Consider the following 16,239-nt stretch of genomic DNA (forward strand, 5'->3'; position numbering starts at 1 on the left):
AGACCAATGGCATTAGAGCAGAGCAAGCAGCCCTTCCATGGGTCCGAACCGGCCAGGATTCTGGTCGCCGATGACGAACCTCGCCTCCTGGCCAGCCTGGCGAAGTTGCTTAGAGGTCGGGGGTTCGAGGTCACAGAAGCCAATGGCGGAAGGCAGGCGTTTGAACAGCTCGGCAAAAAAGCCTTTGACCTTGCAATGCTTGACCTTAACATGCCTGACACCGATGGTTTCGCGGTCATGGAACGCATCGCCAGCCAACAGCCGGATTGCGGTGTGATTGTGGTTAGCGGCGAAGGGTCCTTCGGTACCGTCAGCCGGGCATTGCGCCGGGGAGCCCTGGACTACATCCGCAAGCCTTTTGATCCCGATGAGTTGCTAACCACCGTTGAAGGCGTACTTGGCAAGCAGTCTCTGATCAAAGCCCACGAAATGATTCAGACCCGGCTCGAAAAATCCGAAGCCCTGCATCGCTACATCGTCAACAGCTCGCCGGATATCGTATTCATGCTCGATGAAAAGGGGCATATCTGCTTTATCAACAACAAGGTAGAAAGCCTGTTGGGTTACCAGCCTTCAGAGCTCTGCGGTCGTCATTTCGGACACATTCTGGATGACCGGGATGTGGCCCGGGGCACCTACGCGCTTAAGGGCCCTGACATCTCGGTGGACAACCCCAGAACGCTGGAAGTGCGCCTGAAAACCCGAGGCAGCAGCAAAGCAACCCGGCATTTCGAGATCACCGCCTTCCCCGTGGACCCGCAATCCTGGCCCCAGACAGGCGAAACGCGGGGCGGCTCAACCGCACAGCCAGCGCGTTATTACGGCATCGCCCGGGATGTCACCGAAAGAAAGGAGGCGGAAGCCTTCATCAATTTCCAGGCCTACCACGACCTGCTCACCCGACTGCCTAATCGGGCCCTCTTCAAGGACCGCCTGGAACTGGCCATCACACAGGCCCGGCGGGCCAAGCAAAAACTGGCGGTGATGTTCCTTGATCTCGATCGGTTCAAGGTCGTCAACGATACGCTGGGCCACGCCATGGGTGACCGCCTGCTGCAGGCCGTGACCCACAGGCTGGAAAAGTGCCTGCGGCGGGGCGATACCCTGTCTCGCTTCGGTGGCGATGAATTCACCCTTCTGCTGCCCTCTGTGAACAGCCCGGAGGATGCCCGAGGCATTGCCAGAAAACTGATACACACCCTGAAAGATCCGTTCCAGTTGGGCAACCATGAAGTCTTTGTTGGAGTCAGTATTGGCATCGCGGTGTTTCCGGATGCCGGGAACACCATGGACCAATTGATCCAGAACGCGGACATTGCCATGTATCACGTCAAAGCTCGTGGTAAAGATGGCTATCGCTTCTATTCCGACAGCATGAGCATCAATACCGCCAACCGGCTCAGCCTTGAGCGGGATTTACGACTGGCCCTGGAGAGGGATGAGCTGAGGGTATTCTACCAGCCCCAGGTCTGCTCCAAGACCAACCAGGTGGTGGGGCTGGAAGCGCTGGTGCGCTGGCAACATCCGGAGCGGGGGCTCATCTACCCCGGAGACTTCCTGCCCCTGGCGGAAGAAACCCGGCTGATCGGCAAGCTCAGTGAGCGGGTACTGGACCAGGCCTGCCGGGATGTAGGTCGCTGGATCAGCAGCGGGCACCCGAACCTGCGCCTGGCAGTCAACCTGTCCCCAAGCCAGGTGGAACACCCCCGCTTTGTCGAGACATTACTGGAGCAGGTTCAATCCCATCGTTTTCCCGCCAACAACCTGGAAATCGAGATCACCGAGAACGTGATCATGAACGATCTGGAACAGATCAGCCGGAAGCTGAAAGAACTGGCAGACTGCGGCATACGCATCGCCATTGACGACTTCGGCACCGGCTACTCCTCCCTCAACTATTTGCACCGGCTGCCCATCCACACCCTGAAAGTGGATCAATCCTTTGTCAGGGCCATACGCAGCGGAGAGGACGGCGCCTGCATCGTAAATGCCATCGTTGCCATGGCCCATGGCCTGAAACTGGAGATCGTCGCAGAGGGCGTAGAAACGGACGACCAGCTCAATTACCTGAAAAGCCTGGGCTGCCATCAGGTGCAAGGATTCTTTTACGGCCCCGCAAGACCCGCTGCCGATATCGACCGGTTGCTGAGCCGCGATGGCCTCGCCTTCGCCCACACTGGATAAACGATTATAGATTGTCGGACACTCCTAACTGAAACGTTGACCCGGTTTGCAAAGTGTTTCGATACGTTACTTTGTGTATCTGGAATTGCGCAGTACTGCACATCTTTGAACCCACCCCTTCTCTAAGCTCAGGTTATCAGTAACCGATCACCGGACTGTCCGACAGATTGTCGGAATAACAATCACAATAACGGTGACGTTCAACCAGCGAACAAGAAGAAGGCAGCAGTCATCATGCGCGACAAGTACAAATACATCGGCCCCGTCTATGACTTCCTGAGCAACCTCTACAGCGGCAAGAATATTCACCGCTGCAAAACCGCCATGCTCGACGTGGAAACCGTCAAACCCGGTGACCGCATTCTGTTTGCCGGTGTGGGGCATGGCCGGGACGCCATCCGCGCCGCCGAACTCGGCGCCGATGTAACCGTGGTCGACCTGTCTGAAACCATGCTGCGCAAGTTTGCCGATGCCCAGCAGAAAGAAGCGCCGAACCTGACCATACGCCGTATTCACAGCGACATCATGAAGGTGAACGAGTTCGAGCAGTACGACATGGTAGTGGCGAATTTTTTCCTCAACGTGTTTGACGAAGACATGATGGTGAAAGTGCTGGAACACCTGATTCGCCTGGGCAAGGCAGACGCCAGCGTGGTGGTTGGTGACTTCTGCTACCCGACCGGCAACATCCTCTCCCGCATGTTCAAGAAGCTCTACTGGTACATGGCGGTGTTCATCTTCTGGCTGTTTGCCAACAACGCCTTCCACAAGATCTACAACTACCCGGAACACATGCAGCGCCTGGGCCTGCAGGTTACCGAGAAAAAGCATTTCAAACTTCTGAACATGGATTGCTACTGGTCGATTCTTGGCCGCAAGCAAGCCTGAATCTCTTCCGACTCAAAATAACAACAGGTTACCGGGAGCTTCATCATGTCAGATCAGATTCTTGCCCTCGACAACATCAGGGAACTAGCAGACGGCCAGTTCAGCTTCGCCGAGCGCGTCAACTATCTCAAAAAGTACGGACAGCACTCACAGTCGTTCTCCACCCTGCAGCCGGGAATGCAGTACTTTGACGTACCGGGTATGGGCTACATCGCTTACATGCGCAAATGGGGCGGTACCTTTGTGTTATCAGACCCGGTGAGCGCTCCCGAACATTTCCCTGCCATGCTGGAGAAGTTCCAGCAGACCTTTCCTAACGCCTGCTACATCCAGGTTTCGAAATCGGTGGTGGATTTTCTGCACCTTCGCTTCGGCCTGTATGGCACCCAGTTTGGCTGCGAATCCCGGATTGATCTCAGGTCCTGGAGCCTGACCGGCAAGAAGAAACAGATTCTGCGCACCGCACTTAACCAGGCCGAGAAGAACGGCATTACCGTCATGGAACGGTTCAGTGATGACCACACCCGAGAGATCTCCGAAGCCTGGATACGCACCCGCAAGTGCAAGAGCAACGAGATCCGCTTCCTGATTCGGCCCATGGAAATGGACTATCGGGAAAACGAGCGGCACTTTTACGCCTACCAGGACGGCAAGGCGGTGGGCTTCATCTATTTTGATCCGATCTACCGCAACAACGAGATCATCAGTTACGTACCGAATATCTCCCGCGCCAACGCCGATTTCCGACAGGGCATTTTCTACACCCTGATGGCCCACGCCATGGACACCTTCAAGGCCGAAGGTGTGCCCTTCCTGGACCTGGGCCTGATTCCGCTATCGCTGGACCAGGCCACCGAGCACCAGGAAAGCCGATTACTGAAACGTTTGATGCACGGCATCTACGAGAAAGGCAATTTCCTGTACAACTTCAAAGGCCTGGAGTTCACCAAATCCCGCTTCCGGGGTGACAACTTCAAAACCTACTGCTGCCACAAACGCGCTATTCCGGCTCTGGAATTCCTCGCCATGTTCAAGCTGACCCGGCTGTTGTAACGCCGGGCCAATGCTCGCAAACCCGCGCCACTGAAATCCCCATTTCGGCCATGAACAGGGCAACATCCGGGGGGGCGTCCCCGGTAAAGTGGGCCTCTGACACCACGCCACCGGTATCCGCTCTGGGGGTTTCCGCTGCCGCCAAACGCCCGGATTCGCCCAGCAGAAAGGCGACCCGGCGAGCGATGGCGTCACCGGAATCCACCCATGCAGTGACCTCCGGCAGGCTTTTCCGGAGCCAGGGTAACAACAGCGGATAGTGAGTACAGCCAAGCACTACGGTATCTACACCAGCCTCACGCAGCGGCGCCATGGCTTCATCCAGCTCATCCTGGGGCGGTTCTGCGCCTTGCACCAGTTGCTCTGCCCAGCATACCAGCCCAGGGTGGCCAAGCCGCACCACGTCGCAGTCACTGGCAAACTCGGCAATGAGCTTATCCAGATAGGGTCGCTGTACCGTTGCCGGCGTTGCCAGTAGCCCGACCCGACCATTCACGGTGCAGGCGGCGGCGGGTTTGATCGCCGGCACCACACCCACAACCGGTAGCTCCGTCATAGCCCGCAAATGCGGAAGCACCACCGTGCTGGCGGTGTTGCAGGCGACCACGATGATGTCACAAGGCGACTGTTGCAGGCTTTGCCGGATCAGGGAGCAGCAGCGCTCAATCACCACCTGCTCGCTCTGACCGCCGTAGGGAAAACCAGCGTTATCCGCGAGATACACCAGGTCCGCACCGGGAAGCGACTGGTGAATGCGGGCAGCCACACTGAGCCCGCCAACTCCGGAATCGAATACCAGCACCCGAGGGGGCAACCCGGCCATCATCCGGCATCGCTCCCGTTCTCGGCAATTTCCTGTTTCATGGCACTGATCAGGCGGCCGGCAATGGTGGTATCGGGCGGAATGGGGGGATGATCGTCGGCACTGAACCAGCCGGCATCCGCCAGCTCATCTTCCTGCAGGCTGAGTTCACCACCCTGATAATCGGCAAAAAAACCCACCATCATCTGATGGGGAAAAGGCCAGGGTTGGGAACTCCGGTAGCGGATATTGCCAACGTCCAATCCTGTCTCTTCTTTTACTTCCCGGGCCACGGCCTGCTCAAGGCTTTCCCCTGGTTCGACAAAACCGGCAATCAGGCTGAAGAAATTCCGGGTCACCCTGGAAGACCTCGCCAGCAGGAACTGGCTGCCGCGCCGTATGACCACAATCACACAGGGTGCGATTCGGGGATACCAGGGGATATTGCAACGGCTGCACCAGCGAGCCCGCTCCCGGGGATGTGACTCGGTGCGCTCTCCGCACCGACCGCAATAGCGGTGGTCCTGCCACCACTGCAATACCTGGAAGCCGGTACTGAGCAGATCTGCAGGCGCCTCGGGTGACACCAGCAGGGCGTCCCTCAAGGTAACCAACTGGGCGCCAGGCAGCCCGGAGTCTGGCAAGGTACAAACGAACAGACGCCGGCCATTCCAGGTACCCAGCGCTAGGGCCTCCGGGCGACTGTCGCCCATTTCCGGACCGCCCCAGGCCAACAACCAGCCGTTATCCGGCTTAAGGACATTGTTACCGGAAAACGCCAGAAGCAGGTCCCCTTGCACAGGGACGTCTTCAAACCAGCCCGGCAACCACTGCTCGCTTTTGCTCACCATGCTTTTGCCTTTTCAGCAACCGTTTGTCTGAGCGGCAATGTAACACATCACAATCACTACCAAGAATCTGTATACCGCTTTCCGCACCCGCCTCAACCCGTTAAACTTGGCGCCTGTTTCCAGTACCGGAGTAACATCTTATGCGACTTTATCAGGGCATTCGCAGCCTGATCCTGTCTCTTTTCCGCAAGATCCTGTTTTTATGGGTCAGGACCGATGTCAGCGGCAATACTCTGGAGGCCCTGGGGCTCGATCCGGACAAACCGGTGTGCTATGTGCTGCAATACAGCTCGTTGTCCAGCCGCCTGGTGCTTGAGCAAGAGGTCATCCATGCCCGCCTGCCCGGTGCCACCGATGCCCTGCCGGTAAAGAACGGGCCAGCCCACTCGTTTTTCTATCTTTACAAGCGCATTGGTGGGCCGTTCAGCGGTGGCCGGCAAACCCCGGTTCCCACTAAAGAGTTCACCGGTCTCGTGCAGTTCGGCCTGGAACATCCCGAACAGGACGTTCAGATTGTTCCTGTTTCGTTGTTCTGGGGTCGCTCCCCGGATAAAGAGAAATCCCTGGTCAAGCTGTTGCTGTCAGACACCTGGTCCGTCGCTGGTCGACTGCAGAAATTCCTGATCATCCTCGTCCATGGTCGCAACACCTATGTGCAGTTCAATCAGCCCCTCTCGTTGAAGCAGGTGGTCGAGGAGTACCGGGATAACGAAGAGAAAGCCAAACGGAAACTCGCACGCATTCTGCGCACCCATTTCCGCCGGGTTCGCCAGGCGGTACTGGGGCCGGATCTGTCTCACCGCCGCACCCTGGTGGAAGGCCTGGTACGCACCCAGGCGGTCAAGGAAGCGATAAGGGAAACCGCCGCCAAAGACGACATCCCGCCTGAAAAAGTTCGCGCCAAAGCCTACAAGTATGCGGACGAAATCGCCGCCAGCATGTCCATTGTAACCATCCGGTTCCTGGAACTGGCGCTGGCCTGGCTCTGGAACCGCATCTATAACGGCATCGCCGTCAACAACATCAAGGTGGCCAAGGAAGTGGCCCAGGACCATGCCGTGGTCTATGTTCCCTGCCATCGCTCGCACATTGATTATCTGTTGCTGTCCTACGTGCTGTACAAGAACGGCCTGATGCCTCCCCACATTGCCGCCGGCATCAACCTGAACATGCCCATTGTTGGCCCTATCCTGCGCAGGGGCGGGGCCTTCTTCATGCGCCGCAGCTTCCGGGATAACCCGCTATACGCGACGGTTTTCAACGAATACATGCACGTGATGTTCACCCGCGGCTACTCGGTGGAATACTTTGTCGAGGGCGGCCGCTCCCGGACCGGGCGCATGCTGCCGCCTCGGCCGGGCATGCTGTCGATGACCGTGCGCAGTTTCCTGCGGGATCACCGCAAACCCATCGTATTCGTGCCGGTTTACATCGGTTATGAGAAAGTGATGGAGGGTCGCTCCTACCTGGGCGAGCTGCGCGGTAAAAAGAAACAGAAGGAGAGCGTCTTCGGTCTGGCCAAAACCGCCCGGAAACTGACCAACTCGTTCGGCCGGGTAGCGGTAAACTTTGGTGACGCCATACCACTGGCCGATGTTCTGGACGAAGTCCATGAAAGCTGGCGCAACGAGGCTTACGACGCCGAGTACCGGCCGACGTGGCTCACCGAGGCGGTGGATGAACTGTCCAGGCGGGTAGCCAGCAACATCAACGCTTCGGTCGCGGTCAACCCGATTGGCATGACGGCCACCGTGTTGCTGGGCACCGAGCGCCTGGCCATGGATGAGGGGCAACTGATCAGGCTGATGGATCAATATGCCAACTTGCTCAAGGCCTACCCGTACGCCAACACCGTCACCTTGCCAGAGGGTTCCGCACGGGACTGGGTTGCTTACTGCGAGAATATGGGGCTGATCACCCGCCAACCCCAGAAACTGGGCGATATCATTGCCCTGGAAGGCGCCAATGCCATTCTGATGACTTACTACCGGAACAACATCCAGCACCTGTTTGCACTGCCGGCGTTGATTGTCAGCCTGTTCGAGAACAAAACCAGCCTGCGCAGAGACAAGGTTCTGTTTCTTACCAGCGTTGCCTACCCTTACCTGCAGTCCGAACTGTTCCTGAAATTCGGACAGGATGAAGTTGAATCGGTCATTAACCAGTGGATCGACGTGCTGATTGAGCAGGGCCTGGTCATCCAACTGGATGACGAGCGCCTGGGTCGGCCGGAGGAAGGCACCGAAGCCATGCTGCGGGCCCGCATTCTGTCCCGTTTTATTATCCAGACCCTGGAGCGCTACCACATTACCCTGGGGATTCTGCGCAAGTATGGTTCGGGCAAACTGACTGCGGCGGAACTGGAAGAACAGAGCACACTGCTGGCCGAGCGGATGTCTATCCTGTTTGGCCTGAACGCACCGGAGTTCTTCGACAAAACCCTGTTCCGGAACTTCATCGCCAATATGCAGAAAACCGGCGTGCTGACCACCAATGACAACGGCCTGCTTTGTTACGGAGAAGGCCTGGATGAGGTGGCCGAGGATGCCCGGTTGGTACTGAGCGTTGAGAAACGACAGGCCATTCAGCAGGTCACCATGCTGGATGCGTGAGCCGTTAAGGTGGGCCGGCCCGGGTTATCTCAGGCCGGCAGCGCCTTGATGGAATAGATATCGTAGCGGCTGCTTTTGCCTTCCAGCCGCGTAGTGGGCTCCGGCCCCGCCACCGCAGGCGCCTTGCGAGGGCGCTTCACAACCACCCGATAACGGGCACAGGCCAGGGCTGCGGCAAGCAGCTGCTCGGAATCGTCGTCATCCCCCACCACTTGCCGGAATACCTGCATTTCTTTTTTGACCAGGGCAGTTTTGTCCCGGTGGGGGAACATCGGGTCCAGATACACGATATCTGCGGCATCCTTGCCGGCGCTCTGGAGCCAGTCAATGGAACTGCCGACCTCGAGCCGCATATTCGCCACCAGGGGCGCGCAATCGATGTTCAGTGCGGCCCTTGCCAGTCCGTCCGCCAGCAATGCGTGGATCACCGGGTTGCGCTCCAGCAGGGTTAGCCGGCAGCCCAGGCTGGCGAGCACGAAAGCGTCCTGGCCCAGGCCGGCCGTGGCATCCAGCACATGTAGCTGAGCCCTGGTTTTCTGCAAACCGACCGCCCGGGCCACCAACTGACCAGTGCCACCCCCATGTTCCCGACGGTAGCCCATTTTTCCGGTCACAAACTCCGCCCGAACTGGCCCCGGCACCCCTTTGCCGGTCAGTTGCAGGGCAAGGCCTTCCTCGTCTATGTACAACAAAACCGGAAACTCCCGGATTTGTTTGGGTTTAACCAGACCCAGCCAACGCAACCCCAGGTCTTCCGCCAGCTGTCGTGCAGCTATCTGGTCACCCAGAGGGCTGCAACCAACGGCAACCGTTGTCATCAGGGAATGGCTGGCATCCATTGGGGAATCGGGCATCAGACGAGAATATCGATACCGGAAATAACCGAGCCGCCTTCGAATTCCTGACCAGCGGCTGCCACGCCGGCAAAGGTGGACAGCGCTCTGGCCGCAGGCAATGGCAGCTCGTCAGCCCGGAATCGCTCCAGCCGGGCATCTTCAGCGGCCCTGCGGGCTTCAATGCGACGTTCAGTAGCTTCGGGGCTAGTCTGGCTGCCGGGAGCGGTATCGCGGCTTTGCTGGGGCGCATTCAGGTCGCGACGAACCGAGTCGGTACCCGGAGCCTGAGGCGAGGCCGCCGGCGACCTGGCGACGTCGGTACGCTCTCGTGCGGGGTTGTTGTTACCCGTTTGGATCAGGGAGGAATTTGCAGGATTGATACCACCGATCATAATGCGCAACCACAGGAACGGTTCAAGTGTGTTGCAGCATTATGGAAGAACCTGGTCCCGTTGGAAAGGCGGGCGACAACAATTTTGATCAGAAAACGAACTTCTATGCCCGGCCGGGTAGTTTCTTCCAGGCCACTTCGTCGCGGATATAGACCGGTTGCGCCTGCTCCGCAGGCACCGCAATGCCATTACGGAAATCCTGTTCCGCCAGCCGAGCAACCATGGCGGCACGGGCTACCAGGGCATCATCCACTGTTCGGATACGGCAGACCACCACTTCAGGCATATCGCCCCTTAACGCCCAGCCTTTACCCGCACCGGTCCAGTTCGCTGACGCGCCGGGATCAGGCAGGCTGACCGCCCCCGGCGGGCAAACCCGCTCCTCGCCAATCAACATCGGCAAGCCCTGATGGCAGCGGAAGGTCCCCCAGTACACTTCGCCCATTCGGGCATCGAAGGCCACCGCAATGTGGTCGCCCTCAGCCAACTGGTGCTGCTCAATGGCGTCCAGGGCAACCGCTGCCAGCGACGACACCGGTACAACCGGTAAGTCTAGCCCCCAGGCCAGACCCTGGATAACCCCGGTTGCTATACGCAAACCGGTGAAGGAACCCGGGCCGCGAGCAAAGGCCAGGGCATCCAGATCTTTCGGGGTGAGCCCCTGTTCGGCCAGCAGTTCGCGGACCATGGGCATCAGCAGGCGGGTATGACCCCGTGGAGCCAGTTCAAACCGTTCGCTGATCTGGCCATCCAGCCAGAGAGCGGCGGAGCAGCCCTCAGAAGACGTATCCAGTGCTAAAAGCTTCACAGAATCAAGCCTCCGGGGCTACTCCGGTTTCAATTACTTAAGCTGGGACAGGATCTGGTCGCGAATGCTGTCCAGGCTGCCAACGCCTTCCACGCGCACGTACTTGGGCGCATCGGCAGGAGCCTTGCCGGCCCAGTCCTGGTAGAAGCCGATCAGTGGCGCTGTCTGCTCGTGGTAGATGTTCAGGCGTTTGCGGACGGTTTCTTCCTTGTCGTCTTCACGCTGTACCAGCGGCTCGCCGGTTTCGTCATCCTTGCCTTCTACCTTGGGCGGATCGTATTTCACGTGGTAAATACGGCCACTGCCCTCGTGCACACGACGGCCAGACAGACGGCTGACAATTTCTTCGTCTTCAACCGCAATTTCCACCACATAATCAATGGCGATGCCCTGATTCTTCAGTGCCTCCGCCTGGGGAATGGTGCGCGGGAAGCCGTCCAGCAGGAAACCGTTCTTGCAATCTGGCTGCTGAATACGCTCATCGATCAGGGCGATGATGATATCGTCAGACACCAGACCACCGGAGGCCATCACTTCCTTGACCTGCTTGCCCAACTCGGACTCGGCCTTGACGGCAGCACGGAGCATATCGCCGGTGGAGATCTGGGGAATCTCAAAACGCTCGGTAATGAATTGAGCCTGAGTACCCTTACCAGCGCCTGGCGCGCCTAACATGATGATTCTCATAACGTTGTGCTCCCGTTGTCTTATATTATCGTTTGAAAAGTTGCGGCAAAAACCGTCGCCTTTGCGACAACCTCTCCGGGCCCGGTGGCCCACTGTCTGGCGCGCCTGCCCAAAATTGAGGCAGCATTATACGAAGTCCTCCCCGACAGAGAAAGTCGACCTCCGTATCATGGTTGGAATTACCGGAAGACAGCGGGCTTCAGGCAAAGAAGCCTGACGCCGTTTTGCTCAGGATGCAAGCGACGACGCCAGCACATCCAGATCAGTTGCAACCGCCTGGATTTCTTCCTGAACCAGCGCAAGTGTTGCCGGCTCCAGGCCAAGCGCTTCTGTCAGTGCGGGGATATCATCCTGGTTGAACTCGTCGCCAATACCCTGCTCTTTCAGCAGTGCATTCGCCAGTTGGACCATCAAAACATACTCTTCATGTTCGCCGTGATAACCCGGGTGCTGGTGCATGCCGGCAGCCTTGATAACCGGTTCCGGCAGTTGCCAGAGCCGATGCAGAATACCGCCAATGGCACCATGACCAACCGCCAGGATATCCTGGCGCTCGCTGTGGCCAAACACTTCCTGTTCCAGTGAATGCATGCTGGCCTCAGGGTTGATCTCCCGAAGGGCGTTCAGCTCCTGAAATTCAGAGGGGAACAGGTGCCCAACCAGCAACAGGCCAAAGTTGTGCAACAGCCCGCACAGATAGGCCAGCCCCTTGTCCCGGCCTGAACGCGCCGCCAGGCTTTGGCACAGGAAGGCACAGTACAGTGAGTGACGCCAGAAGTTATCCATGCCCAGCATTCCATCCCTGGGCACATCAAACGCCCTCACCGAGGCAATGCCCATGGCAATGTGGGCTACCCGGTCAAACCCCAGCACGCGGGTAACGGCTTCCTGCACCGAGTTGATCTGGCCAGGGTAATTGAACAGTGCCGACCGCGCGTAGCGCATGATCTGTGCGGTCATGCTGGGGTCAAACTCGATCAGCTCTGCCAGCTCCCTGGCTGTCGCTTCGGTATTAGCAGTCAGGCGCAATATCCGCAACGCCAGTGCTGGCATGGGCGGCAGCCGGTAGAGTTTCTGCAGTTTGTCGGCCACTTCGTCAAGACTCAGGGCACCACGGGAACCATTGCCCTGCCCCCGGATAACCAGGTGACCTTCCCGGGCCCCCGCCAGCGCAAGCCGGAACGAGCGGCCGTCCATCGCAATCAGGGTATCGTTGGTGCCAGCAGAGAACACCACCTGGTCGGCAGTGGACAGATCTTCATCAATCAGCACCGGCAAATCCCAGGCGTTCCCGACCGGTGGCACGAAACCCGGCTCGCAGTCGCCGAACAGCCGCGCGGTCTGACGTGCCGTCAGGGGCTGCAGGCGACGACCGGTAAACTGGCGCAGCGTGTCCATATCCAGGCTACTGTCGAAGCGGTGCACCGCCATGACCACGCCATTGATATCAATCAGCAGCGTTGGCTGGATAAAATCATGCTGAGACCTGCCGGAGGCAAGAACCGCCGCGTCGAGATTGCTCACCGGGGCAATCTCAATCTGCTGATAGCTGATGCCCTTGCGGGCGAAATAACGAGAAAGTCGCTCTGACAGTGCCAACGGGGAAGACTCCTTTATCCGGTTCAGGGCGTTCCGGCCCCGGCGTTATTATGCACGTTAGCCCGTATTGCGCATACCCGCGGCAATACCAGCCATGGTGACTTTCAGCGCCCGTTCAACCATATCCGGCACCTCGCCCTTGCCTTCACTCTCCCGGTCGCGTTTGAGCAGTTCAGCCTGGAGGTAATGCAATGGGTCCGTGTAGGGATTGCGCACTCTCATGGAATGGGCAAACACCGGTTCGCTCTCCAACAGGGCCTGCTGCTCCTTGAGCTCCAGCACACGCTCGATACATCCCCTCAACCGTTCCCTGAGACTGGCCCCAAGGGCCTTTAGGGTTTCATCTTCCACCAGCGTCTGCTCGTAATAGCTGGCAATGCGCAGGTCGGCTTTGGCCAGCACCATTTCCAGCATGTCCACGTAGGTGCGGAAGAATGGCCAGCCCCGCATCATCTCGCGAAGCTCCGGCAAACGCTGGTGCCGGGCAGCTTCTTCGAGGGCCACATCGCTACCCAGCCAACTGGGCAGCATCAGGCGCATCTGGGTCCAGGCGAAAATCCAGGGAATAGCCCGCAAACTCTCCACGCCGCCGGTGGGCTTCCTGCGCGCCGGCCGACTGCCCAGGGCCAGCTTACCCAGCGCAGTTTCAGGCGTTACCTGGCGGAAATACGGTACAAAGTCCGGATCTTCCCGCACTACTTCCCGATAGGACTTCAACGAACGCTCCGTCAGCCAGTCCATCATCTCGCGCCAGCTGTCCTCAGGTTCCGGCGGCGGCGCAAGGGTCGCCTCAATGACGGCAGTGGTGTACAGGGTAAGGCTCTGAACCGCCAGCCGGGGCAAACCGAACTTGAATCGGATCATTTCCCCCTGCTCGGTAATCCGGAAACTGCCGTTCACCGATCCCGGCGGTTGCGACAGAATCGCCCGGTTCGCCGGGCCACCGCCACGGCCAACCGTGCCGCCGCGACCGTGGAACAGGGTCAGGTGCACACCATACTGGCGGGCCACCTGGGTGAGTTTTTCCTGCGCCTGGTACTGGGCCCAGGCTGCCATCAGCTGGCCGGCGTCCTTGGACGAGTCTGAATAGCCAATCATCACCTCCTGGCGGCCCTGACAGTACTCGCGGTACCAATCAACCTGATACAGGGCGGCCATGCTGTCTGGCGCGCCCTGAAGATCGCTGAGGGTTTCAAACAAAGGCACCACACGCATCGGGAACTTCATTCCCGCTTCCCGCAACAGCAGGATCACGTTCAATACATCCGACGGCTTGCTGGCCATGGAAATAACGTAGGAACCCAGCGCCTCCGGGGTCTGGCCCGCCACCACCTCACAGGTGGCCAACACTTCCCTGACCGGCTCTGAGGGTTCCCAGTTGCGGGGCACCAATGGCCGACGGCCTTGCAGCTCACGCAGCAGAAATGCCTGCCGGTCGTCTTCCGACCAGGACAGGTAGTCCCCCAGCCCCAGGTAATCCACCATCTCTGCCACCGCCTCCGCATGCCGGGAAGCCTCCTGGCGAATATCGAGGCGGATCAGCGGCAGGCCGAACGTGTGGGCTCGACGAATGGTATCCAGCAGCGGGCCGTTGGCAATATGCTCGAGGCCACACTCCACCAGCGAGCGGTAACACAGCTCCAGGGGTGCCGTCAGGTCTTCGTTCTCAAACAGGATGCCGGTGTTGTCAGCCACCCCGCCTTTGACACCGGCCTCGGCCCAGTCCCGGGTGCGGATCAGACGTTCACGCAGCTCAGCCAGCACTTGACGGTAGGGCTCCCGGGAGCCCCCAACCTGCTCGCGGAGCTCATCACTGGCCTGCCACATGGACAGTTCGGCCCTCAGAGCCTGAATGTCCCGCAGGTAGAGGTCGGCGGCCATCCAGCGGCCCAGCAAAAATACCTGGCGAGTCACGTCGTGGGTAACGTTTGGGTTACCGTCACGGTCTCCTCCCATCCAGGACGCAATGCGGATTGGAGAGTTCTGCAGGGGCAGGCCTTTGCCCGTCGCATCCGAAAGTGATTGGTCCAGGCTCCGAAGGAATCTGGGCAAGGCCTGCCAGAGGCTGTTCTCAATGACCGCAAAGCCCCACTTGGCCTCGTCGACCGCGGTTGGCCGCTCGTGGCGAATTTCGTCGGTGTGCCAGGCTTCAGTGATCAGCTGCGACAGGCGGGCAACAATCTCATCACGCTCCGCCGGCATCAGATCGTCATGGTCGAGCCGGGCCAGGCAATCGGACATTTCATCGTATTTCAGAATCATGGTGCGGCGTGCAACTTCCGTGGGGTGAGCCGTCAGTACAAACTCAATTCGCAGGTCCGCCACCCGCTGGTGCAATTCCTCAGGATCAACGCCCCCGGATTTAAGCCGCTCAAAGACCTCACCCAGCGACTCCACCATCAGGTCTGACGGATGTCCCTGCTTGCGGCGGATCCCATGGTATTGCTCAGCCAGGTTCGCCAGGTTGAGAAACTGGTTGAAGGCCCGGGTGACCGGCAGCAATTCATCGTCACTCAATTGCCCCAAAAGGGTCACCAGGCGCTGGCCGGAGCCACTCTCCTGCCGGCGGTCAGCTTTTGCGGCCGCCCGAATTTCCTCAATCCGCTCGTAGCAGTCCTGCCCGGGAAAACGCTGGATGCTCTGGCCCAGCAATTCGCCCAGCAGGCGCACATTTTCTCGCAGATCGGGGTGCAGTTCGGTCACGTTAAGTTCCTTCTGAATTGACGGAGACGAAGTAAACTTACGATACTAAGGATCCGTTCGAAAAGTCTATTGGCGATTCAATCCCCTCGCCCCAAGGAGCCACCATGAAAGTGACCGATTTGCCCCAGCACTGGGAACAGGAAAAACAGGCGATGGAACGCACACACGAATACAATTTGCGCCTGCCCCTTGAGGACGCAGCCCGGGTAGCCGCGCTGGCTGAACTCTATCCAGATCGCAGTGAAAGCGAGATTCTCAATGACATGATTGCCGCCGCCCTGGACGACCTGATTACCCAGGGGCCACTAAAGGATCGCCTGACAGACAAGGGAAAGTGATATAGATAAGCAGACATCAACCCAAGCGCAGGGCGCCTGGGTTGATGGAAACCCGGTGGTGAGCCGAACCGGTGCTGACGTCAGGCTACGGATTCGAGCTGACGGGCTTTGATCCGCTTGATGTGCTTCTGGCTCAGGGCTACAAACCGCGGCGTCAGCCCCTGGTCTTCGTAAATCTCGAAACCGTCCTCATCATAAGCAACCACTTTGTCGCCCTGAACGTAGGGGAAACTGGTTTCCAGCTCATCAAGCGCAGCGGAGATCAGATCGCGCATCAGGTCTTGAGACGATTTCATCGGATACATCGCTGCCACTTTCTGCAACAGCTCGTGATGCTGGTCAGACAACGATAGGTACGCGGCATCACGAGTGAGCCGACCACGACCGTGCTTGTCCCAATGCTTGACCAGATCTTTGATTTTCATGGTGCCTTCACCCCTGCATCTTATCTGACGGTACAGCGCACCGATATAGTGCAAGCCGTAC

General features: G+C 58.7%; 14 protein-coding genes. 5 read left to right on the forward strand and 9 right to left on the reverse strand.

Annotated features, from left to right (window positions below):
• Positions 1-6: 6 nt before the first annotated feature.
• The 3 genes from ABIE59_RS03255 (at position 7) to ABIE59_RS03265 (ending at position 4,125) form a co-directional block, all read left to right on the forward strand.
• Positions 7-2,184, forward strand: a complete 2,178-nt coding sequence (locus ABIE59_RS03255; RefSeq protein WP_354444211.1) for an EAL domain-containing protein — start codon at positions 7-9, stop codon at positions 2,182-2,184.
• Positions 2,185-2,418: 234 nt separating this feature from the next.
• Positions 2,419-3,072, forward strand: a complete 654-nt coding sequence (locus ABIE59_RS03260) for a class I SAM-dependent methyltransferase (RefSeq protein ID WP_061332259.1) — start codon at positions 2,419-2,421, stop codon at positions 3,070-3,072.
• A 45-nt stretch (positions 3,073-3,117) separates the two neighbouring features.
• Positions 3,118-4,125 carry a DUF2156 domain-containing protein gene (locus ABIE59_RS03265; RefSeq protein WP_068351570.1) on the forward strand — a complete coding sequence of 336 codons (1,008 nt, stop codon included), beginning with the start codon at positions 3,118-3,120 and terminating at the stop codon, positions 4,123-4,125.
• On the opposite strand, the gene murI is transcribed toward ABIE59_RS03265, so the two are convergent.
• A complete protein-coding gene (murI, locus tag ABIE59_RS03270; RefSeq protein WP_502915330.1) occupies positions 4,103-4,948 on the reverse strand; it encodes a glutamate racemase in 846 nt (281 codons plus the stop codon). The genes ABIE59_RS03265 and murI overlap by 23 nt on opposite strands.
• The gene (nudC, locus tag ABIE59_RS03275) at positions 4,948-5,778 is read right to left on the reverse strand and encodes an NAD(+) diphosphatase (RefSeq protein WP_354444215.1); all 831 of its coding nucleotides are present in this window, start codon (positions 5,776-5,778) and stop codon (positions 4,948-4,950) included. The genes murI and nudC overlap by 1 nt, the downstream gene beginning before the upstream one ends.
• A gap of 140 nt (positions 5,779-5,918) precedes the next feature.
• On the opposite strand from nudC, the gene plsB reads away from it, so the two are divergent.
• Complete coding sequence (gene plsB / locus ABIE59_RS03280; protein WP_354444217.1) at positions 5,919-8,390, forward strand: glycerol-3-phosphate 1-O-acyltransferase PlsB; 2,472 nt, start codon at positions 5,919-5,921, stop codon at positions 8,388-8,390.
• A 29-nt stretch (positions 8,391-8,419) separates the two neighbouring features.
• On the opposite strand, the gene ABIE59_RS03285 is transcribed toward plsB, so the two are convergent.
• The 6 genes from ABIE59_RS03285 to ppc all read right to left on the reverse strand — a co-directional run bounded on the left by ABIE59_RS03285 (position 8,420) and on the right by ppc (position 15,415).
• Positions 8,420-9,244: a class I SAM-dependent methyltransferase gene (locus ABIE59_RS03285; protein ID WP_354444219.1), complete on the reverse strand. Its 825-nt coding sequence runs from the start codon at positions 9,242-9,244 to the stop codon at positions 8,420-8,422.
• Complete coding sequence (locus tag ABIE59_RS03290) at positions 9,244-9,618, reverse strand: UDP pyrophosphate phosphatase (protein ID WP_354444221.1); 375 nt, start codon at positions 9,616-9,618, stop codon at positions 9,244-9,246. Before ABIE59_RS03290 ends, ABIE59_RS03285 begins: the two co-directional genes overlap by 1 nt.
• A gap of 103 nt (positions 9,619-9,721) precedes the next feature.
• Entirely contained in the window at positions 9,722-10,426 is a 705-nt protein-coding gene (gene tsaB / locus ABIE59_RS03295) for a tRNA (adenosine(37)-N6)-threonylcarbamoyltransferase complex dimerization subunit type 1 TsaB (protein ID WP_354444223.1), read from the reverse strand.
• Positions 10,427-10,459: 33 nt separating this feature from the next.
• On the reverse strand, positions 10,460-11,113 hold the full coding sequence (adk, locus tag ABIE59_RS03300) for an adenylate kinase (protein ID WP_354444225.1): 654 nt from the start codon (positions 11,111-11,113) through the stop codon (positions 10,460-10,462).
• Between the two features lie 228 nt (positions 11,114-11,341).
• Positions 11,342-12,712, reverse strand: coding sequence for an HDOD domain-containing protein (locus tag ABIE59_RS03305; RefSeq protein WP_354444227.1), 1,371 nt, complete (start codon positions 12,710-12,712; stop codon positions 11,342-11,344).
• A gap of 57 nt (positions 12,713-12,769) precedes the next feature.
• Entirely contained in the window at positions 12,770-15,415 is a 2,646-nt protein-coding gene (ppc, locus tag ABIE59_RS03310; protein WP_354444229.1) for a phosphoenolpyruvate carboxylase, read from the reverse strand.
• 104 nt (positions 15,416-15,519) lie between these two features.
• On the opposite strand from ppc, the gene ABIE59_RS03315 reads away from it, so the two are divergent.
• A complete protein-coding gene (locus ABIE59_RS03315; RefSeq protein WP_354444231.1) occupies positions 15,520-15,753 on the forward strand; it encodes a hypothetical protein in 234 nt (77 codons plus the stop codon).
• 80 nt (positions 15,754-15,833) lie between these two features.
• Here the strand turns inward: ABIE59_RS03315 and ABIE59_RS03320 are convergent, their stop codons facing one another.
• Complete coding sequence (locus ABIE59_RS03320) at positions 15,834-16,178, reverse strand: hypothetical protein (protein WP_061332269.1); 345 nt, start codon at positions 16,176-16,178, stop codon at positions 15,834-15,836.
• Between the last annotated feature and the right edge of the window lie 61 nt (positions 16,179-16,239).

This window comes from Marinobacter sp. MBR-99, from assembly GCF_040547575.1.
GTDB lineage: Bacteria > Pseudomonadota > Gammaproteobacteria > Pseudomonadales > Oleiphilaceae > Marinobacter.

Coding starts and splice junctions, on each gene's coding strand:
- ABIE59_RS03255 (WP_354444211.1), top strand. CDS start 7: ATGGCATTAGAGCAGAGCAAGCAGCCCTTCCATGGGTCCGAACCGGCC.
- ABIE59_RS03260 (WP_061332259.1), top strand. CDS start 2,419: ATGCGCGACAAGTACAAATACATCGGCCCCGTCTATGACTTCCTGAGC.
- ABIE59_RS03265 (WP_068351570.1), top strand. CDS start 3,118: ATGTCAGATCAGATTCTTGCCCTCGACAACATCAGGGAACTAGCAGAC.
- murI (WP_502915330.1), bottom strand. CDS start 4,948: ATGGCCGGGTTGCCCCCTCGGGTGCTGGTATTCGATTCCGGAGTTGGC.
- nudC (WP_354444215.1), bottom strand. CDS start 5,778: ATGGTGAGCAAAAGCGAGCAGTGGTTGCCGGGCTGGTTTGAAGACGTC.
- plsB (WP_354444217.1), top strand. CDS start 5,919: ATGCGACTTTATCAGGGCATTCGCAGCCTGATCCTGTCTCTTTTCCGC.
- ABIE59_RS03285 (WP_354444219.1), bottom strand. CDS start 9,244: ATGCCCGATTCCCCAATGGATGCCAGCCATTCCCTGATGACAACGGTT.
- ABIE59_RS03290 (WP_354444221.1), bottom strand. CDS start 9,618: ATGATCGGTGGTATCAATCCTGCAAATTCCTCCCTGATCCAAACGGGT.
- adk (WP_354444225.1), bottom strand. CDS start 11,113: ATGAGAATCATCATGTTAGGCGCGCCAGGCGCTGGTAAGGGTACTCAG.
- ABIE59_RS03315 (WP_354444231.1), top strand. CDS start 15,520: ATGAAAGTGACCGATTTGCCCCAGCACTGGGAACAGGAAAAACAGGCG.
- ABIE59_RS03320 (WP_061332269.1), bottom strand. CDS start 16,178: ATGAAAATCAAAGATCTGGTCAAGCATTGGGACAAGCACGGTCGTGGT.